General features: G+C 74.0%; 16 protein-coding genes, 1 other RNA gene and 1 pseudogene. 7 read left to right on the forward strand and 11 right to left on the reverse strand.

From position 1 onward, the window contains the following. Nucleotides 1-231 precede the first annotated feature (231 nt). Nucleotides 232-393 carry a hypothetical protein gene (locus tag KBZ10_RS10855; protein ID WP_210987321.1) on the reverse strand — a complete coding sequence of 54 codons (162 nt, stop codon included), beginning with the start codon at nucleotides 391-393 and terminating at the stop codon, nucleotides 232-234. A 163-nt stretch (nucleotides 394-556) separates the two neighbouring features. Next, entirely contained in the window at nucleotides 557-2,059 is a 1,503-nt protein-coding gene (locus KBZ10_RS10860; RefSeq protein ID WP_210987322.1) for a hypothetical protein, read from the reverse strand. Between the two features lie 550 nt (nucleotides 2,060-2,609). Here KBZ10_RS10860 and KBZ10_RS10865 point away from each other — a divergent pair. The 3 genes from KBZ10_RS10865 to KBZ10_RS10875 are packed head-to-tail and all read left to right on the forward strand — an operon-like array spanning nucleotide 2,610 to nucleotide 5,474. Next, a complete protein-coding gene (locus KBZ10_RS10865) occupies nucleotides 2,610-3,485 on the forward strand; it encodes a Nif3-like dinuclear metal center hexameric protein (protein WP_210987323.1) in 876 nt (291 codons plus the stop codon). Beyond that, nucleotides 3,482-4,225: a zinc ribbon domain-containing protein gene (locus KBZ10_RS10870; protein ID WP_210987393.1), complete on the forward strand. Its 744-nt coding sequence runs from the start codon at nucleotides 3,482-3,484 to the stop codon at nucleotides 4,223-4,225. The genes KBZ10_RS10865 and KBZ10_RS10870 overlap by 4 nt, the downstream gene beginning before the upstream one ends. A 4-nt stretch (nucleotides 4,226-4,229) precedes the next feature. Beyond that, nucleotides 4,230-5,474, forward strand: a complete 1,245-nt coding sequence (locus tag KBZ10_RS10875) for a bifunctional RNase H/acid phosphatase (RefSeq protein ID WP_210987324.1) — start codon at nucleotides 4,230-4,232, stop codon at nucleotides 5,472-5,474. Nucleotides 5,475-5,567: 93 nt separating this feature from the next. Here KBZ10_RS10875 and yaaA read toward each other — a convergent pair whose 3' ends face one another. The 4 genes from yaaA to KBZ10_RS10895 form a co-directional block, all read right to left on the reverse strand. Beyond that, entirely contained in the window at nucleotides 5,568-6,377 is an 810-nt protein-coding gene (yaaA, locus tag KBZ10_RS10880; RefSeq protein WP_210987325.1) for a peroxide stress protein YaaA, read from the reverse strand. A 380-nt stretch (nucleotides 6,378-6,757) separates the two neighbouring features. Continuing rightward, nucleotides 6,758-7,042, reverse strand: a complete 285-nt coding sequence (locus tag KBZ10_RS10885) for a hypothetical protein (protein ID WP_210987326.1) — start codon at nucleotides 7,040-7,042, stop codon at nucleotides 6,758-6,760. A gap of 145 nt (nucleotides 7,043-7,187) precedes the next feature. Further along, nucleotides 7,188-8,219: a hypothetical protein gene (locus KBZ10_RS10890; protein ID WP_210987327.1), complete on the reverse strand. Its 1,032-nt coding sequence runs from the start codon at nucleotides 8,217-8,219 to the stop codon at nucleotides 7,188-7,190. Further along, the gene (locus tag KBZ10_RS10895) at nucleotides 8,216-9,046 is read right to left on the reverse strand and encodes a MerR family transcriptional regulator (protein ID WP_210987328.1); all 831 of its coding nucleotides are present in this window, start codon (nucleotides 9,044-9,046) and stop codon (nucleotides 8,216-8,218) included. Before KBZ10_RS10895 ends, KBZ10_RS10890 begins: the two co-directional genes overlap by 4 nt. A 186-nt stretch (nucleotides 9,047-9,232) precedes the next feature. On the opposite strand from KBZ10_RS10895, the gene KBZ10_RS10900 reads away from it, so the two are divergent. Both KBZ10_RS10900 and KBZ10_RS10905 read left to right on the forward strand, forming a co-directional pair. Continuing rightward, complete coding sequence (locus KBZ10_RS10900) at nucleotides 9,233-9,817, forward strand: Uma2 family endonuclease (RefSeq protein ID WP_210987329.1); 585 nt, start codon at nucleotides 9,233-9,235, stop codon at nucleotides 9,815-9,817. 196 nt (nucleotides 9,818-10,013) lie between these two features. Beyond that, a pseudogene (locus tag KBZ10_RS10905) lies at nucleotides 10,014-10,247 on the forward strand (STAS domain-containing protein); the annotation flags it as partial. Here KBZ10_RS10905 and KBZ10_RS10910 read toward each other — a convergent pair. After that, entirely contained in the window at nucleotides 10,242-11,360 is a 1,119-nt protein-coding gene (locus KBZ10_RS10910; RefSeq protein ID WP_210987330.1) for a sigma-70 family RNA polymerase sigma factor, read from the reverse strand. The pseudogene KBZ10_RS10905 and the gene KBZ10_RS10910 overlap by 6 nt on opposite strands. A 174-nt stretch (nucleotides 11,361-11,534) precedes the next feature. Between KBZ10_RS10910 and rnpB the strand changes: the two genes are divergently transcribed. Both rnpB and KBZ10_RS10920 read left to right on the forward strand, forming a co-directional pair. Continuing rightward, an RNA gene (gene rnpB / locus KBZ10_RS10915) (RNase P RNA component class A) lies at nucleotides 11,535-11,933 on the forward strand. Between the two features lie 219 nt (nucleotides 11,934-12,152). Then, nucleotides 12,153-14,882, forward strand: coding sequence for an FG-GAP-like repeat-containing protein (locus KBZ10_RS10920; RefSeq protein ID WP_210987331.1), 2,730 nt, complete (start codon nucleotides 12,153-12,155; stop codon nucleotides 14,880-14,882). Nucleotides 14,883-15,106: 224 nt separating this feature from the next. Here the strand turns inward: KBZ10_RS10920 and KBZ10_RS10925 are convergent, their stop codons facing one another. The 4 genes from KBZ10_RS10925 to paaI all read right to left on the reverse strand — a co-directional run bounded on the left by KBZ10_RS10925 (nucleotide 15,107) and on the right by paaI (nucleotide 17,296). Then, complete coding sequence (locus tag KBZ10_RS10925) at nucleotides 15,107-15,562, reverse strand: hypothetical protein (protein ID WP_247702134.1); 456 nt, start codon at nucleotides 15,560-15,562, stop codon at nucleotides 15,107-15,109. Nucleotides 15,563-15,810: 248 nt separating this feature from the next. After that, nucleotides 15,811-16,089 (reverse strand): hypothetical protein, encoded by a 279-nt coding sequence (locus KBZ10_RS10930; protein ID WP_210987332.1) that lies wholly within the window; start codon nucleotides 16,087-16,089, stop codon nucleotides 15,811-15,813. Between the two features lie 88 nt (nucleotides 16,090-16,177). Continuing rightward, nucleotides 16,178-16,735: a hypothetical protein gene (locus KBZ10_RS10935; RefSeq protein ID WP_210987333.1), complete on the reverse strand. Its 558-nt coding sequence runs from the start codon at nucleotides 16,733-16,735 to the stop codon at nucleotides 16,178-16,180. A gap of 162 nt (nucleotides 16,736-16,897) precedes the next feature. Further along, on the reverse strand, nucleotides 16,898-17,296 hold the full coding sequence (gene paaI, locus KBZ10_RS10940) for a hydroxyphenylacetyl-CoA thioesterase PaaI (RefSeq protein ID WP_247702199.1): 399 nt from the start codon (nucleotides 17,294-17,296) through the stop codon (nucleotides 16,898-16,900). Nucleotides 17,297-17,385 lie beyond the last annotated feature (89 nt).

Consider the following 17,385-nt stretch of genomic DNA (forward strand, 5'->3'; position numbering starts at 1 on the left):
TCGGGCCGCCATCCCCTCCCGGGCGGAGCCTCCTTCCGCGCGGTGAGCAGGGGTGACCGGCGGGGCGTCCCGGCGCGGCCGGCCTTCGCCGCTGCCACCGGTGCGGACCCTCGCGGGGCCGGACCGGTCGCGCACGCGGCCCGCGCGCTCCGTGTCCGGACGCGGCTGTGGCCGCCGGGGGTCGGCCGGCGGCCACAGACGTACCGTTTCTGCTTCTGCGGGCAGGGCCGGTCAGGCCTCGCGCTCCGGGGACGGGCGGCGGTGCCTGCCGTGCGCGGGAGCGGCGGCGTCCTCGGACGCGGCCGGCCCCCGGTGCTTCCCCGGGCCGGAAGAGGCCTGGGCGGTCCCCATGTGCGGGCGGGCCGCGCTGGTCTCGGTCTGGGTTTCGGACATGTCGGTGCTTCACCCCGTTGACTGACTGCTTGCTGTGTCCGGGGTCCGCGGCCCGCGACCACGGCATGCGGCACCCGCCGGCCATGCCAAGTCCCCTGCGGCGCACCGGTCGTGGACGGGCGCCGACCCCCGCCCCGAGTCTATCGCCGCGCCGCTGCGGCGCTCACCCGGAGGTGCCGGGACACGCGGTGGGCATCTCCCGGAGGGGAACCGGTCCGGTGCCGGGCCGAGTCGCGCTGCGGAACAGCCCAACGGGCACCGCGCGCACCGCTGTTGCGGAGCCGCCGCTGTGCTGCCCGGCGGCTGCGCCGAGCGGTGGCGCGGGATCCCCCGCCGGTGCGCCCTCCGCTCCGGCGGGTGGCGCGGGCGGTGGCGCGGGCGGTGGTGCCGCCGGTGGTGCGGTGCGCGTTCCGGGCCGGGCTTCCGCAGCCCTGGCCGCTGCCGCCCGGAGATCCCTCCGGGGGATCATCCGGAACGCCATCCTGGGCACCCGGGCCGGGCGGAGGAGCGGTGCGGTGGCGGGCAGGGGCACCCGGGCCAGACCGCAGGGCACATCCGCCGTCGCGTACGGGAGCCGCAGTTCGCCGTCCGCCGTCCACAGCCCGGTGCCCGGCAGCCATCCTTCCGGCGCCGTGAGCAGCCGCAGCCGGCCCTCCGCCGGCCGCCACACCCCCACCCGGGGGCCGTCCGGACCGTCGACCCGCAGGGCCACCCCGCACTGCTCGGGCAGCAGCACCTGGCCCGGCTGCACCGCGAAGGGGGTTGGTCCCGGCCAGGCCGCCTCGGCTTCCCCACCGCCGCTCCCGGTGCGGCTCTCACCGGAGTTCGGGCCGCCCGCACCCCCCGTACCTCCGACGGTGTCCGCGCCGGTCCGGCCGGCGGCTGCGGGCAGCAGCGCGCCGGGGAAGCGCGCCGGGCGGGCGCTGCCCAGCACGCCCCAGCCCAGCCGGTCCTGCCCGGGTGCGTTCGACCGCAGCAGCAGCAGCCCGCTGTCCGGGTCGGCGAACAGCAGCCGGTCGTCGCTGTCCTCCGTGATCCGGAGCAGCGGGCTCGTCTCGCCGCCGCGCCCCACATGGACGGTGACCGTCTTGGTGCGGCCGTCCACCGTGCGGTCCAGGGCCAGCAGTTGGCCGCCGCGGTCCAGCCAGGAGCCGCCCGAGCAGTGGCCGGGGATCTCGGTGACACGCTCCGGCCCGCCCGGGCCGCCGTGCACCCGCCACAGCTCCGTGGACCGCTCGCCGGGCGCCAGCGCGTAGACGGTGCCGCCGTCGGGCGCGGGCGGGAGCAGCCGCAGCCGCTCGCGCCCGACCGAGCCGACGGGCTGCTCCCCCGTGACGGAGCCGGCCGGGTAGAGCAGCGCGAGGGCGTGCCGGCCGTCCAGGCGGCGCCGGATGAGCACCCGGCCGTCCGCCAGCGGCAGCACCTCGCTGTCCGGTCCCTCCGGACGGGCGCCGGGCAGCCGCACGGCATAGGGCTCGGGGCCGCTCAGCGTCCACCGCTCCGTGAGCAGGCCGCCCTCGGGGCCGGGCAGCAGCCGGGCGGCGTACGAGCCGTCCGCTGCGAGGGTGAGAGCGGGGGTGGCCTCCGCCGGGGCGGGGGCCGGGGGTCTTTCCGGTGCCGTGGACGGGGCACCGTCCATGGTGGTCTCCAGGACACAAGCCGTCATATCGGGGTCACCTCCGGTTACCGATACTGGATTTCGTCCGCCGGAACGACCCCATGGAGCCAGGACGCTTCATGCATACGGGTGGCGTTCCCCCGAACCGGCTGAACACAGGGGCACATATGTGCTGCCGTTCCGCCGGCGATCCGGTCCGGGTCCGCGCACGGCGGACGTGAGGCGGCGGGCGGACAGCGGACGCGCACCGGGACCCCGCGCACCCAGCACCTGCGGCACCCGCCGGCGCCGTCGGTGATGCGGCGGGCCCGGCCCGCGCGGCTCGCGCGGGGCGCCCGGGCGGAGGGCGGAGAGCCGCCCCGGCGATCCCGCGCAGGCGCGTCGGCGGTGCGGGCCCGGCCGCGGGTCCGTGCCGGTCCGCGGCAGGGCGGGGTGCTGCGGGGGCGGCCCCGGCGGGTCGGCGCCGACGTCGCGGACCGGCGCGACGGCCGGGGGGCGGCCGGACGGCGGCGCGGGGCCCGGAGGCGGCCGGCCCGGGCGGCCGCGGGGGAGAGCCCGGGGCGGGATCGCGGGTCCGGGTGCGGGGTAGCCTTTGCCCGTGCCCGCACTGTCTGAAGTCATCGCCGCGCTCGACGCCCTCTGGCCCCCCGAGCGGGCCGAGGAGTGGGACGCCGTCGGCACCGTCTGCGGCGACCCCGACGCCCCCGTCCGGCGCGTGCTGTTCGCCGTCGACCCGGTGCAGGAGGTGGCCGACGAGGCCGTGCGGCTCGGCGCCGATCTGCTCGTCACCCACCACCCGCTCTATCTGCGCGGGACGACCACGGTCGCCGCCACCACCTTCAAGGGCCGCGTCGTGCACACCCTCATCCGCAACTCCGTGGCGCTGCACGTCGCCCACACCAACGCCGACCGCGCCGACCCCGGCGTCTCCGACGCCCTCGCCGGCGCGCTGGACCTGCGGATCACCGGTCCCCTCGTGCCCGACGCGGCCGATCCCGAGGGCCGCCGGGGCCTCGGCCGGATCTGCGAACTCGACGAACCGGAGACCCTCGCCGCCCTCGCCGACCGCGCGGCGGCCCGGCTGCCCGCCACCGCGCAGGGCATCCGCGTCGCCGGCGACCCCGGCCGCGTCATCCGCACCGTCGCGGTCTGCGGCGGCTCCGGTGACAGCCTCTTCACCGACGTGCGGCGCGCGGGCGCCGACGCGTACCTCACCGCCGACCTGCGGCACCACCCGGCCTCCGAGGCGCGCGAACACGCCCTGCACTCCGGGCACGGGCCGGTGCTGCTGGACGCCGCGCACTGGGCCACCGAGTGGCCCTGGACCGAGCAGGCGGCCGCCCAGCTCGACGAGATCTCCGACCGGAACGGGTGGGATCTGCGCACCCACGTCTCCCGTACGGTCACCGACCCCTGGACCGCCCACGCGGCGTCCGCCGACCCCTTCACCGACACCCCGGGAGCCCCGAACTGAACGCCGAGCCCGCCGACCAGATCCGCCTTCTCGACGTCCAGGCCCTCGACGTCCGGCTCTCGCAGCTCGCGCACAAGCGCAGGACGCTGCCCGAGCACGCCGAGATCCAGACCCTCGAAGCCGACCTCGCGCAGCTGCGCGACCTGCTGGTCGCCGCCCGGACCGAGGAGAGCGACACCGCCCGCGAGCAGACCAAGGCGGAACAGGACGTCGACCAGGTGCGCCAGCGCGCCGCCCGGGACCAGCAGCGGCTCGACTCCGGTGCCGTCACCTCCCCCAAGGACCTGGAGAACCTCCAGCACGAGATCGCCTCGCTCGCCAAGCGCCAGGGCGACCTGGAGGACATCGTCCTGGAGATCATGGAGCGCCGCGAGTCCGCGCAGGAACGGGCCCGGGAACTGGCCGGCCGCGTGGAATCCATGGAGGCCAAGCTGGCCGACGCCGCCACGCGCCGGGACACGGCCGTCGCGGAACTCGACGGGGAGGTCGCGAGCCTCACCAAGGAACGCGAGGTGGTCTCCGCCTCCGTACCGGCCGATCTGATGAAGCTGTACGAGAGGCTCCGCGTCCAGCAGGGCGGGGTCGGGGCGGCCCGGCTCCACCAGCGGCGCTGCGAGGGCTGCCGGCTGGAGCTCAACATCACCGAGGTCAACGACGTCCGCGCCGCGGCACCCGACCAGGTGCTGCGCTGTGAGAACTGCGGCCGCATCCTGGTCCGCACGCCCGACTCGGGGCTGTAGGCCCATGAGCGGACGCAGGCGTCGCTTCATCGTCGAGGCCGACGGCGGTTCCCGGGGCAATCCGGGACCCGCCGGCTACGGCGCGGTGGTCCTGGACGCGGCCAGCGGCGAACCCCTCGCCGAGGCCGCCGAGTTCATCGGCACGGCGACCAACAACGTGGCCGAGTACCGGGGGCTGATCGCCGGGCTGCGGGCCGCGCGCGCCCTGGACCCGGACGCCGAGATCCAGGTGCGGATGGACTCCAAGCTCGTCGTCGAGCAGATGTCCGGCCGCTGGAAGATCAAGCATCCGGACATGCGGCCCCTGGCGGCCGAGGCCAAGACGATATTCCCGGCTCCCGGGCAGGTCAGCTACACCTGGATCCCCCGGGAGAAGAACAAGCACGCCGACCGCCTCGCCAACGAGGCGATGGACGCGGGCAGGCGCGGCGAACGCTGGAAACCGTCACTCTCCACGGCGGCCCTCGACACCGGGCCCCGGCCGGAGGCCGTCGCCGACTCCGCCGAACCGGACGAACTGGACGAGCTGCGAGAGCTGCCCGAACGGGCCGGAGCCCCCGCGCCGGCGGGGCGGGCCCCCGCGCCCGCCGTCCCGCCGCCCGGCTGGGCGGCCCCCGCCGACCTCGGGGCCCCGGCCACCTTCGTCCTGCTGCGGCACGGCGAGACGGCCCTCACCCCGGAGAAGCGCTTCTCCGGCAGCGGCGGCACCGACCCCGGGCTGTCCCCGGCCGGCCGCCGCCAGGCCGAGGCCACGGCGGCCGTCCTCGCCGCACGCGGCACCGTCCAGGCGATCGTGAGCTCCCCGCTGCGCCGCTGCCGTGAGACGGCGGAGCTCGTGGCGGCCCGGACGGGCCTCGACATCCGGGTCGACGAGGGCCTGCGCGAGACCGACTTCGGCGCCTGGGAGGGTCTGTCCTTCGCCGAGGTGCGCGACCGCTACCCGGACGACCTCGACGCCTGGCTCACCTCGCCCCGGGCCGCGCCCACGGGCGGTGGGGAGAGCTTCGAGACGGTCGCCCGCCGGGTGGCCCTCTCCCGCGACAAGCTCATCGCGCGCCACGCCGGCCGGACCGTGCTGCTCGTCACGCACGTCACGCCGGTCAAGACCCTGGTCCGGCTGGCGCTGGGGGCACCCCCGGAGTCGCTCTTCCGCATGGAGCTGTCCCCGGCCTCCCTGTCGGTGGTGGCGTACTACGCGGATGGCAACGCCTCCCTGCGCCTGCTGAACGACACCGGCCACCTCCGCTGACCCGCCGCGCCGGCCCGCCGGTCCCGTCCGGTCCCGCCCCCGCGGGCGGCGGCGGCCGGGCGGGGCCGGGCATCGGTGCCCGCCGGGGTGCGCTCAGTGGACGTCGGTGACGACCACGTCCAGCGCCCAGGGCCTGCCGGTCCTGCCCGCCTTGGGCGCGGGCTGCACCTCGACGGTGTGGCCCAGCTCCCGCAGCACGTCGGCCAGTTCGGCCGGATGCGCGGGCTCCACGCCCGCGACCAGCAGGTCCCGGACGATCCTGCCCTTGGTGGCCTTGTTGAAATGGCTCACCACGGAGCGCTTCTCCACCCCGCCCACGGTCTTCGAGTGCAGCACCCGGACCGTCGCGGTCCGCTCCGCCACCGCGCCCTTCGGTTTCCAGGCCGTGGCGTACGCCGCCGAGCGGAGGTCCAGCACCAGGCCCTCACCGGCAGCCTCCGGCAGCACCTCCGCCATCGGACCGCGCCAGTACGCCCCCAGGGCACCGAGGCCCGGCAGCTTCACGCCCATCGAGCAGCGGTAGGAGGGAATCCGGTCACCGATCCGCACCGCGCCCCACAGCCCGGAGAACACCAGCAGCGTCCGCTCCGCCCGGGCGCGGGCGGCGGCGTCGAGGGAGGCGAGATCCAGGGCGTCGTAGAGCACCCCCGTGTAGATCTCACCCGCCGGCCGGGTGCCGGCTGCCGGCAGGGCGGCGTTCTTGGCGACCTCGCCCCGCAGCCCCTCACCGATCCCGAGGACCGTCCGCGCCTTCTCCTCGTCCGCCTCGCACAGGGCCACCAGCTCGCGCAGTACCTCGCCCCGTGCCGCGGAGAGTCCCGGCAGCGACAACGCGCCCAGATCCAGCGGGGCGCCGGACCCGCCCGCGGCCTTACCTTCGGACGGCGGCAACAGCACGAGCACGGCGGAACTCCTCGCGGGGGCGGACGGAAGCGGCGTGGACACGGACGGTGACGGAACCGGCCGGGCTCCGCGCTGCGGAACGACCGGCTCCGATCCGAGCTTAGAACCCCCGCCGACACCCCCGCCGACACCCCCGCCGGGGACCCGGAGCCGGGCCCGGCAGCCGTGCACCGGACCGGGGTGCCGGTGGCTCCTGTGCTGCGGGCGTCCCCGCACCGGCATGGGCATCGCCATGGGGCCGAACCAGGGGTGGGCCACAGACACGGAGGGCAAGGACTGGCAGGGACTGGCGCGGACGAGCAGGGGCGGGGGACGGCTGAAGCGGGGCGTGCCCGGGGAGCCGGAGCGGCCACCGGGAGGCGGAACCGCCCGGTCGCAGGTCAGCCCTCGGACGCCCTGCCGAGCCGGAAGGGCCCCGCCGCCCCGGGCCCGAACATCACCGGCAGTTTGTTGCCCGCCGGGACGAGCACGATCGGCTCGTCCCGGTACTCCCGGAGGAAGCACTCAAGCGGTTCCCAGATCAGCGTCCGGTAGCCGGATTCCGTCCGCTGCGGGGCGAAGGACAGGGACAAGGACTCGCCTTCGGATTCCCCGTCGGTCACGCTGACGGCCTCGATCGGGAGCCATTCCCCGCCGACCCACGCTTCGAGGCGTATGTAGTCCATGGCGCAAGCCTGCCCTGAGTCACCCTCCGTTCGCACCTCGGCCGGGAATCGGTTCGGCCTCGGTCGGATCCCGCGCGGAACAGGAACCGGAGCCGGACCGAACCGGAGCCCCGGCCGCCGGGAGCAGGGAGCGGAAGCCTCAGCCTCAGCCGGAGCCGGAGCCGGAGCCGGAGCCGGAGCCGGAGGCGCAGCCCGGAGCCGCAGACCCGGCGGCCGGCGCCGAGACCGGAAGCTGCTCCCGGGCAGTCGACGCGCCCCGGGCGGGCGCCCCGGCCGACCGCTCACCCTCCGCCACGGCCCCGTGCCGGAGCGCGGCCACCGCGGCCCGCGGATCATCGGCGTGGAACCGTATGAGCCGGGTCCGGACCGGCTTGCCGAGCGGCCGCACGGCCGTCACGGGCGCCGTCAGCTCGACCGTGACGGAGGTCTGGCTGTCCACGGCCAGATCGAGGGCGCCGGCCTCGTCCACCCGCAGCAGCCGGCCGTCCGTGTACCGCCGCTCGTACCGGGCCGAGGCGATCAGCTCCGCCGGTATCCGCAGGTCGAAGAGCGCGCCATAGCGGAGACGCAGCGAACCGTCCGCACCGACGACATGGGGGCGGGTGACGCAGGAGGCGTGCAGCGCCACCACCATCAGCAGCCCGTACAGCCCCAGCACGAGGAGGACGGCGTGGACGACGGGCCAGGGAATGACGAGCGCCAGCACCACCGTCTCGATGACGGAGGCCAACGTCAGCAAGAACATCATCGGAGCCTGGCACCGGGCGTACCCGGCGGCCCGGGCGCCCGGGCCCACCCCGTGCCTCCGCCGGGCCGCCCAGAGCACGAGACTCACCATCGCCCGCGCCTCGTGCGCGATCATCCGCCGCGCGAGCGGGGGCACGCCCCGCCCCGCGGCCCGGCGCAGCGCGGGGCCGCGCTCCTCGCCGGCGCGACGGAACCGCCGGTAGCGCCGGGCCGCCATGACCACCCCCGTGGTGAACGCGGTGAGCACCAGCGCTTCGGCGGCGAGCACCACCGGCCACGGAAACCGCACCCCGGAGACGAGGCACAGCAGCACCGTCAACTCGCCCACCACGAGGGCGCCGACACCCCACCGCTGCCACCGGGAGATGTGGCCGCCGTCCGCTCCCGCCGTGACCGGATCCACCGCTCCACCGGTGCCGTCCCCGTTCATGTCCGCTCCTTCCGCTCGGTGAGAAGATCCATCGCACGGCTCAGCGCCGCCGCCTGGGCCGGGCGGAGACTGTCGAGGAGGGCGGCCCGGAAGCCCTCGGGCGAACGGCCGCCGGCGCCGCCCGCTCCGGCGTTCCCGGCTCCCTCCGCCGCCATGAGCTCGGATATCGCCTCGCCGGGGACGCAGTCGGCCAGCGCCCGCGCGGCCCGCTCCACGCGCGGATCCGCCGGGTCGGCCTCCGCCAGCTCGTCCAGCAGTGCGTACACCGCGTAGGCGCGCTCGGCCGCCTGCGGGGCCGCCGCCATCTCCCGGACCAGCTCCGCCAGCCGGCGCCGTTCCTCCGGGCCGGAGCCGGCGGTTTCCAGGAGCGCCAGCATCTCCCGGTCCATGGCGGCCATGCGGGGCTCCGGGCCCGGCAGTCCCGCGGACACCCGGGCCATCTCCTCGAACAGGGCTCCCAGCTCCGGGGAGACCGGCCCCTCCGGCGGGAGGCCGCCGCCCTCCCGGGCCTGCCGCAGCAGCACCCCCAGCCGCTCCCGCCGGGCGCGGAGCGCCTCCTCCTGCCGCGCCAGATCGGCGTCCAGTTCCTCCAGGACCTCGTGCAGTTCCCGGCCCGCGTCGTTCGCGAGGACGTCCCGCACCTCCTCCAGCCCGAGCCCCAGCTCCGTCAGCCGCCGTATCCGCGCGAGCCGCACCGCGTCCCGCAGGGTGTAGACGCGGTAGCCGTTGGCACGCCGTACCGGTTCCGGCAGCAGGCCCAGATGGTGGTAATGGCGCACGGTCCGGGTGGACACCCCGGCCAGCGCGGCAAGCTCTCCGATCCGCATGCCACCCATCCAAAACGTTGACGCTGCGACAAGGTCAAGCGTCGCCGTCTCCCGCCCGTCCGGCCCGCCGCGCTCGTGGCAACCCGGAGTCCGCGTATGCCACGATCGAGAGAAGTAACCCCTTCGCGCAGGGATGCGGCCCCCTCCGCTCCCTACCGTGGCGGCGAGACCGGGAAGGTGCGTGACATGAGCGCCATGGCACATGAACACGAGCCGCTCACGCAGGAGGAACGCCTGCTGGAGGGCTTCTTGGCCCTGGACACGCCGGAAGGCTACCGGGCCGAGCTGATCGAGGGGGACATTGTTGTGACGCCGCCGCCCGACGGGGATCACGAGGAACACATCAGCTCCATCGCGGAGCAGGTGTACATCCGGTCGGCGACCCCCATGCAGTTTTCGGGCAACAAAGGGCTGGCCGTCCCGAGAAACTCCCTCAGTGTGAGAAACCATGTCATTCCGGACGGGACGTTCGCGCCGAAGGAACTGCGGCTCTTCCGGGGAGCCGAGCCGTGGATGCCCTGCCAGGGGGTGGCCATGGTGGTCGAGGTGACCTCGACGAACCCGGATCGTGATCGCCGGGCCAAGCGCCTCTGCTATGCGCTGGGGAGCATTCCGCTCTATCTGCTCATCGACCGCCAGAAGGGTTCGGTGACGCTTTTCAGCGAGCCGGAGGGCGGGGAATACCGGCACACCTCGGCGGTTCCCTACGGCAAGCCGATCGCTCTCCCCGCGCCCTTCTCCTTCGACCTCGAAACGGGCGACTTCGTCTGAGTGTCCGAGTGCCGCTCCGGCCGTGCGGGGCCGGGCGGCTTCCGATGAGTTCCGCGCGGTCCGGCCGTCTGTCCTCCTGTGAACCCGCGACAGGAGGACGGCGATGCCCCGTTCCGATGAACCATCGGCCGCGCCCTCCGGGAAGGCGCCGCCGCACGGCGGACCGCGCCGCCCCGTGCCCGGCGGACCACCGGGCATGGTCGTGCTGACGCTTCCCGGCACAGTCACCCGCAGCGAGGTGCCCGCCCTGTGTGAGCGGTTGAGCGTCCTGCTGGAGCATGGGACCGGGACAGGTGAAGTCACCGGCCCCGGAGTGCCGTTCACGGACGTCCTCTGCGATGCCGGGGCCGTCACCCTGCCCGATCTGGCGACCGTGGAAGCCCTCGCGCGGCTCCGGCTCACCGCCCAACGGCTCGGCTGCCGGTTACGGCTGCGGAACACTCGCCCCGAACTGCTGTGTCTCCTCCGTCTCCTCGGTCTGGACGGTGTTCTCGGCGGCCAGGGCGCTGCCATCGGGGCCGAGCCGCGCGGGAAGGCCGAAGAGGGGGAAGAGGTGCGGGGTGTCGAGGAAGGCGTTGAGCCCGGTGATCCGGCCCGCTGAGATCTCCAGGACCTGGAGCGCCCAGGGTTCATAGCCGTGGCCGTCGGCCGCGCGGCGGTATTGGCCGAAGGCGGGGCAGCCGTTGGCGGTGACCGGCAGCAGCCGGGAGCCGCGGCAGCCGATGCCGGTGCCGAGCAGCCAGGCGCGGATCTCGGCGTGGCCGCGCAGCCACAGCGGGTACGGCGGCATGGAGAGCCGCGCGTCCTCGTGGAGGAGGGTGGTCAGCGCGTCGAGGTCGTAGCGCTGGAAGGCGTCGACGTAGCGCTCCAGCAGGGCGCGCTGCTCCGGGTCGAGAGGGCGGACCGTCTCGGTGGTGTCCGCCCCGGTGGCCTCGATGGTCGAACGGGCGCGCTGCAGGGCGCTGTTGACCGAGGCGACCGTGGTGCCCAGCAGCTCCGCGACCTCGCTCGCCCTCCAGGCCAGTACCTCCCGGAGGATCAGCACGGCCCGCTGCCGGGGCGGCAGATGCTGGAGCGCCGCCACGAAGGCCAGCCGGACCGAATCCCGCGCCACCGCCACATCGGCCGGGTCGCCGCCGGACTCCAGGATCCGGCCGTCGGGAGCCGGCTCAACCCAAGTGCTCTCGGGCAGGGCCCCGGGGAGCGGGGTGGTCGCGGGCTGGGGGGAGGAGAGATCCATGGGGCGGGCGCGGCGGTTGTTCCCTCTCAGCAGGCCCAGGCAGACGTTGGTGGCGATGCGGTAGAGCCAGGTGCGGAGCGACGCGCGGCCCTCGAAGCGGCCGAGGCCCTTCCAGGCGCGGACCATGACCTCCTGCACGGCGTCCTCGGCGTCGAACGCCGAGCCCAGCATCCGGTAGCAGTAGCCGGTCAGCTCAACCCGGTACCGCTCCAGCCGTTCCTCGGGCGCGGGACCGCCGGGCCCCGCCGGCCCACCGGCCGCAGCCGTACCGGACGTTCCGTGCGTTGCTACGAGATCACTCACCGAGGCTCACCTCACGCCGTACCCGGACACCGTTTCGGACCGGCTTCTCCGGTCATGGGGGACACGGTAGGAGGGGGGTCTGACATTGCCGGCGGACGGCGGCGGCGGTGGAGGGCGGGCCGCCCGCCGGGCACGGCGACGTGCCTGGTCGGCTACCATGACCGGTACGGCAGACGAGCCGGGCGGACGGCCGCGTGGAGCCCACCGGGCCCCCCGAGGAACGTCCGGACTCCACAGGGCAGGGTGGTGGCTAACGGCCACCCGGGGCGACCCGCGGGACAGTGCCACAGAAAACAGACCGCCGGGGATCTCGGTCCCCGGTAAGGGTGAAACGGTGGTGTAAGAGACCACCAGTGCCCAGGGTGACCTGGGCAGCTGGGTAAACCCCACCCGGAGCAAGGTCAAGAGGGGACACCCCGGTGTCCCTGCGCGGACGTTCGAGGGCTGCCCGCCCGAGTCCGCGGGTGGACCGCACGAGGCCGGTGGCAACACCGGTCCCAGATGGATGGCCGTCTCCCCGGCCGCCGCGAGGCGACCGGGCGACAGAATCCGGCGTACAGCCCGACTCGTCTGCCGTCATGGCCCTGACCCGGGCGTTGACCCGGGTCAGGGCCGTCTTCTGTGCCGCGGACGGCATCCCGCTTCTTCCCGCGGCCCCCCCGGATCCGCCGGGCGGTGATTCATGTCACTCAGCTCTCTCAAGGTGTGATGCCCCGAAGGGGGGCGGCGCTGGGTACAGCAGGTTCTCCCGGTGAGAGGAGAGCCGCACGGAGTTCTTGCGAAAGGTGGGGCATGAGCCCGCGTACAGCGCATGCGTACCGGCCGATGGGTCTGAAACGAAGAGCGTGGCTGACGCTCGGTGCCGTGGTCCTCGCAGGCGGAGGCGCTGTCACCTACGCCGTCGCCGGACCGGGCGGCGACCCGGCAGCGGACGGCAGGGCGAAGCGCCCCGTCAAGGTGCACGACATCACGCTGAAGGACACCGGGCCGGGCAAGCGCGGGCTCCCGCGCACGGACACCGAGCCGTTCTCCCTTCTCGGCGTCACGTGGACCGGTGCCGCGAAGAAGCTCGACGGCAGTGCGCAGGTGCGGACCCGGAACAGGGGCAGCGGGGAGTGGGGGCCCTGGCGGGACCTGGACGCCGGCGAGTCGCATCCGCCCGAGTCCAGGGGCCCGGGTGTACGGGGTGGCTCCGAGCCGCTGTGGGTCGGTCCGTCGGACGGGGTCGAGGTGCGGGTCGTGGCCGTGGACGGCACGTCCTCCGCCGGGATGCCCAAGGGGATGAAGATCAGCCTGGTCGACCCGGGTGTCTCGGCCGCCGAGGCGAAGAACAGCAGCGTGTCCGGGCTCGACCCGGTGGCCTTCGCGGCTGAGCCGACGCCGTCGGAGAGTTCCCCACAGAGCGTTTCCCCCACCGGGTCCCCCGTACCCGGAGGGTCTTCGGCGCCTCCCCCGACCGGCACCGCTTCCGCCACCGGCACCGCTTCCGCCACCGGCACCGCTTCCGCCACCGGCACCGCGGCGCCCTCGGACCCGGCCTCCCCCTCGCCCAGCGCGACCGTGCCGGAGGCCCCGCCGTCCACCGTCACGCAGCCGCCCGTCGTCAGCAGGGCCGCGTGGGGCGCGGATGAGTCGATGGTGGAGGAGCCGCCCACCTACATCGAGAAGGTGGAGGCGGTGTTCGTGCACCACACGGTCGGCACGAACAGCTACAGCTGCGCCGAGTCGCCCGCCCTGGTGCGCGGCATCATGGCGTACCACGTCCAGTCCGAGGGCTGGAACGATCTCGGGTACAACTTCCTGGTCGACAAGTGCGGCCGGATCTTCGAGGGCCGCGCGGGCGGGATCGACCTGCCGGTGACCGGTGCCCACACCTACGGTTTCAACAGCTACTCCGCGGGCATCGCCGTCCTGGGCGACTTCCACGGGGACCCGGCGCGGGGAATCGAGCCGGGCAGGCCGAGCCGGGCGACGCTGGAGTCCGTGGCGCGCGTCGCGGCCTGGAAGCTCGGCCAGTACGGGGGCGATCCGAGCGGCACGGTCACGCTGACCGCCAAGGCCGACACGGGCGTGTGGAAGACGGACGAGGAGGCCACGATCCACCGGATCTCCGGTCACCGCGACGCCTTCGCGACCGCCTGCCCCGGCACCACCCTCCATGCGGAGCTCGGTGAGATCCGCCGCTTCGCCGCCTCCCCGGGCGCGGACGCGGCCGTCCCCACCTCCGACGTCAACCGCGACGGGATCAACGACCTGGTGGCCGGCACGCCCAAGACGTCGAGCGGCGCGGGCTCGCTGACCGTCGTGCCCGGCGGCACGGACGGACCGGTGGCGGAGCTGAAGCGCACGCTGACCCAGAACAGCCCCGGTGTGCCCGGCGGTTCCGAGTCCGGTGACGCCTTCGGCGCCGCCACCGCCTGGGGCGACGTCAACGGGGACGGACACGCGGACCTGGCGGTCGGCTCGCCCGGTGAGAACCTGTCCGCGACGGACCAGGGCGCGGTCACCGTGCTGTACGGGCCGGGTCTGGACTCCGGGTCCCTGTACACCACCACCGGCGTCACGGCGTCCGGCGCCAAGCTGGGCTCGGCGGTCGCGGTCGGCGACTTCGACGCCGACGGCAAGGCCGACATCTTCTCCGCCGGTACCGGCAAGGGCGGCCACTGGAACGCGCGGCACACCGGCGGCGCCACCAAGTACGGCACGCTGACGAGCGCGACCGGCGCTGTCGCCCACATGGACGCCGCCACCGCCGACTTCAACCGTGACGGCTACGCGGACGTGGCGCTCAACTACCGCGACGCGGGCGGCACCGGCCGGGTCACCTGGTTCAAGGGCTCCTCCGCGGGCTTGGTGAAGGTGAGCACGCTCTCCGTGCGCGGCGGCCGCTCGGTCGCCGCGGGCGACGTCAACGGCAACGGCTACGACGACCTGGTCATCGGCCAGGCGTACACGGCCGAGTCCGGCGCGAAGGCCGGCGGCCAGGTGACGGTGGTACCCGGCACCTCGACCGGCTTCACGACGACCGGGATGAAGACCGTCCACCAGGACACCTCCGGTGTCCCGGGCGCCGCCGAAGCGGGCGACGCCATGGGCTACTCCGTCTCGGCGGGCGACTACGACTCCGACGGCTACGCCGACGTTCTGGCCGGCCTGCCGGGCGAGGACCTGACCCGCAGCGGCACCAGCCGGAAGAACGCGGGCGCGACGGTGCTGCTGCGCGGCACCTCCGCCGGCCCGACCGGCTCCGGGGCCCGGTTCCTCTCCCAGGACACCTCCGGCGTCAGCGGCGTCAGCGAGTCGGGCGACAAGGTCGGCTCCTCCGTGGTCCTCCAGGACCTGTCGGGCTGGGGCCGCGCCGATCTCGCCATCGGCGTCCGGGGCGAGGACGGCGGCAACGGAACGATCCTCCAGCTCGACAGCGGCAGCTCGGGAGTCTCCACCTCCGGCGCCGTCTACTACGGCCGCGGCACGCTGGGGCTCCCCTCCGGTGCCGCGATCGGACAGACACTGACGCCGTAACACCGTCAACCGGTGCGGGCCGCCGGCCCGGTCGCCATGAGTACCAGCCAGACGTACCCATGACCGAACCGGGGCCGGCGGTCCTTCACCACCGGCCGGGCGGCCCCGGCGTACCACACCCCGGTACCGCGCAGGCCCGGATCGCCGGCCGGCCGTTCGCCGGCGGGTTGCCCGGCGCTGCCGCGTTGCCGGACCGGCACCCCACCGGTTCGGCGGCGGGCCGGTCAGCCATCGCGGTGACGGCTGCCGACTGCCTCTGACAGCCGCCGCCCGTGGAGCAGCAGATAAAAGGTCTGCAGCGATTCCTCGGGGCCCATGTCATACCGGTTGACGACCTTGCCGAGTGGGTTCCACGACCGGCCGTCCGGCATCCGTACGCCGACCGGCTGTCTGAAATACGCCCGCTCTTCGGTATCGAAGTCGACCCACACCGCACCGGCACGCCGAACGAGGACCTCACCAACGTACGCCCCGAGTCCCAAGAGGGTCCGTCTCGGCGTTTCCTCTTGCGCCGCACCGGCTTTCCGCAGGCCGTCGATGACGAAATCGACGATGCGCAGACTCGCGACGGAGAAATCAAGAGGGAGTCGGTTCCCCGTCGTCGCCCGGACGACGAAAAGCGCTGCGTGACGGCCCATTTCGCCTGCTGTCGGATTCTGCTTCTCGTCCTGTGCGGACATGTCTCTTCTGCCCCTTCAGTCGATCCTTGGGGAACGAATGTTCGCCTTACGGTTGATTCAGCGGGGTGCATGGCTGAAACGTCACAGGTAGCGGAACTGCTGGTATGTCCGGCCACCGCGGATTTCCGCCCATGAAGACCTTCAAAGCGTGGTGTGCGGGGAAGGGGCGACGGCTCGTCATGGCCAGGGCAGGCGGCAGGCGGCAGGTGGCAGCGTCCGGTGGCCACCGGATGGACGGTTGCGCGCGGTCAGTTCTCGGCGGCAGGCAGTTCGCCGGTGCAGGTGGCCCTGCCGAACTCGCCCATGGCGGTGGCGCGCTGGACATGCCGGTCGCGGACGGCGAGAGCGCGGGCCGCCTGACCGCCCTTGCCGTCGAGTGCGATGGCGACGGTCGGGTTCCTGCCGAGCGGAACCTGTACCGTCTTCCTCCGGGGCGGGGTGACGCCCTTCTCGACGGTGGCGGTGCCGGACTCGCTGCGGGCCGGGCAGGAGATTTCGAGGCCGCGCCCCCCCGCCTTGTCCGCCACCTGCTTCGCTGTGCTTTCCCGACACCCGCACACACCGCCGGATGTCTCCGGTGCTGGTGCGCTGTCCGTCACGGCGTGCGCAGCCGTGTCAGTGCGGAGCCATCACCAGGTCTCCGATCACCCGCAAGCCGGCTTGAGCCGCCAACCAGGGAGCGCGTTCGGCCTCGACCTGCTTGACATGCACGAAAACCGAGTGGTCAGTCGCCGGCTCCGTCAGGTCGAGGTCACGGGCATTCACGCACAGCGTCACGTATGCCCCCCTGGAACCACCGGTGCCAAGACCCACGTCAGGAGCTTCCGGCCAGCCGGAGAAGTCCCACCGCACCGTGGCAGGACTCTCCCCCACTGCCTTAAGGAGCGGCTCCACGCTGTCCGGCGACATTGACCAGCTCTGCAACCGGACGGGGAGATGCGCTGACGCGGCACCCCCCTGGTCCGACGAGGTGTCTCCGCCTCCCTCGCTCCACCAGTCCGGATCCGGGAGCAGCTCCCTCAGCGGTGTCAGGGCCCGAGCCGAGAAAACTCGCGCCTCGAAGTCGACTTCCAGCTCATTGGTGTCGGCAATCCCGAGCAATTGCCCAACGACTTGCCTCGCCCTCGCAAGATCGGTGGTCCTCAGGATTGGTTGCGCGTAGGAGTTGGACATCGCGGCCAGTTTGCCACTGGCTCGGCAACCTCGGTGCGCTGCCATTTGTTCGAACTGCGAACTGCGAACTGCGAACTGCGAACTGGGAACTGCTTCGGGCGGGCCGGGCGGGCCCAAAGGGCCGGGAGGCGGCTGTTCCGCCGGCCGTTCCGGTGCGGGCGGTCACGGCCGGCCGGCCGGCTCCGGAGCGGGGCCGGCCGGGTAGACGCGGCTGCGTCCGCGGAACTCCGCGATCACCTCGTCGCCGCGCAGGACCGTCACGTCGTACACGCCGCTGCGTCCGAAGCGGACCCGCTCCATGGCTATGGCCCGGAGCCGGTCGCCCTCGCGGGCGGGGGCCACGAAGGTGACGTCGGCCCCGGCGGCGACCGTGACGGGGCCGTGGCTGTTGCAGGCGCAGGCGAAGGCGGTGTCGGCGAGCAGGAACACATAGCCGCCGTGGGCGATTCCGTGTCCGTTCACCATCGCCGCCGTCACGGTCATCGCGAGTTCGGCGGCCCCGTCCTCGGCGGACAACAGTTCGATGCCGAGGCTCTGTGAGGCCGTGTCGGCCGCGAACATCCGCTGCGCCGCTCCGGGCACCCGGTCGGTGGTGGTGGGCTGTGCCACGTGGTCCGCCTCTCCGCCAGGACGCCGACCGGTCGTTCGGT

The sequence above is a fragment of the Streptomyces sp. F63 genome (assembly GCF_018070345.1).
Classification (GTDB): domain Bacteria; phylum Actinomycetota; class Actinomycetes; order Streptomycetales; family Streptomycetaceae; genus Streptomyces.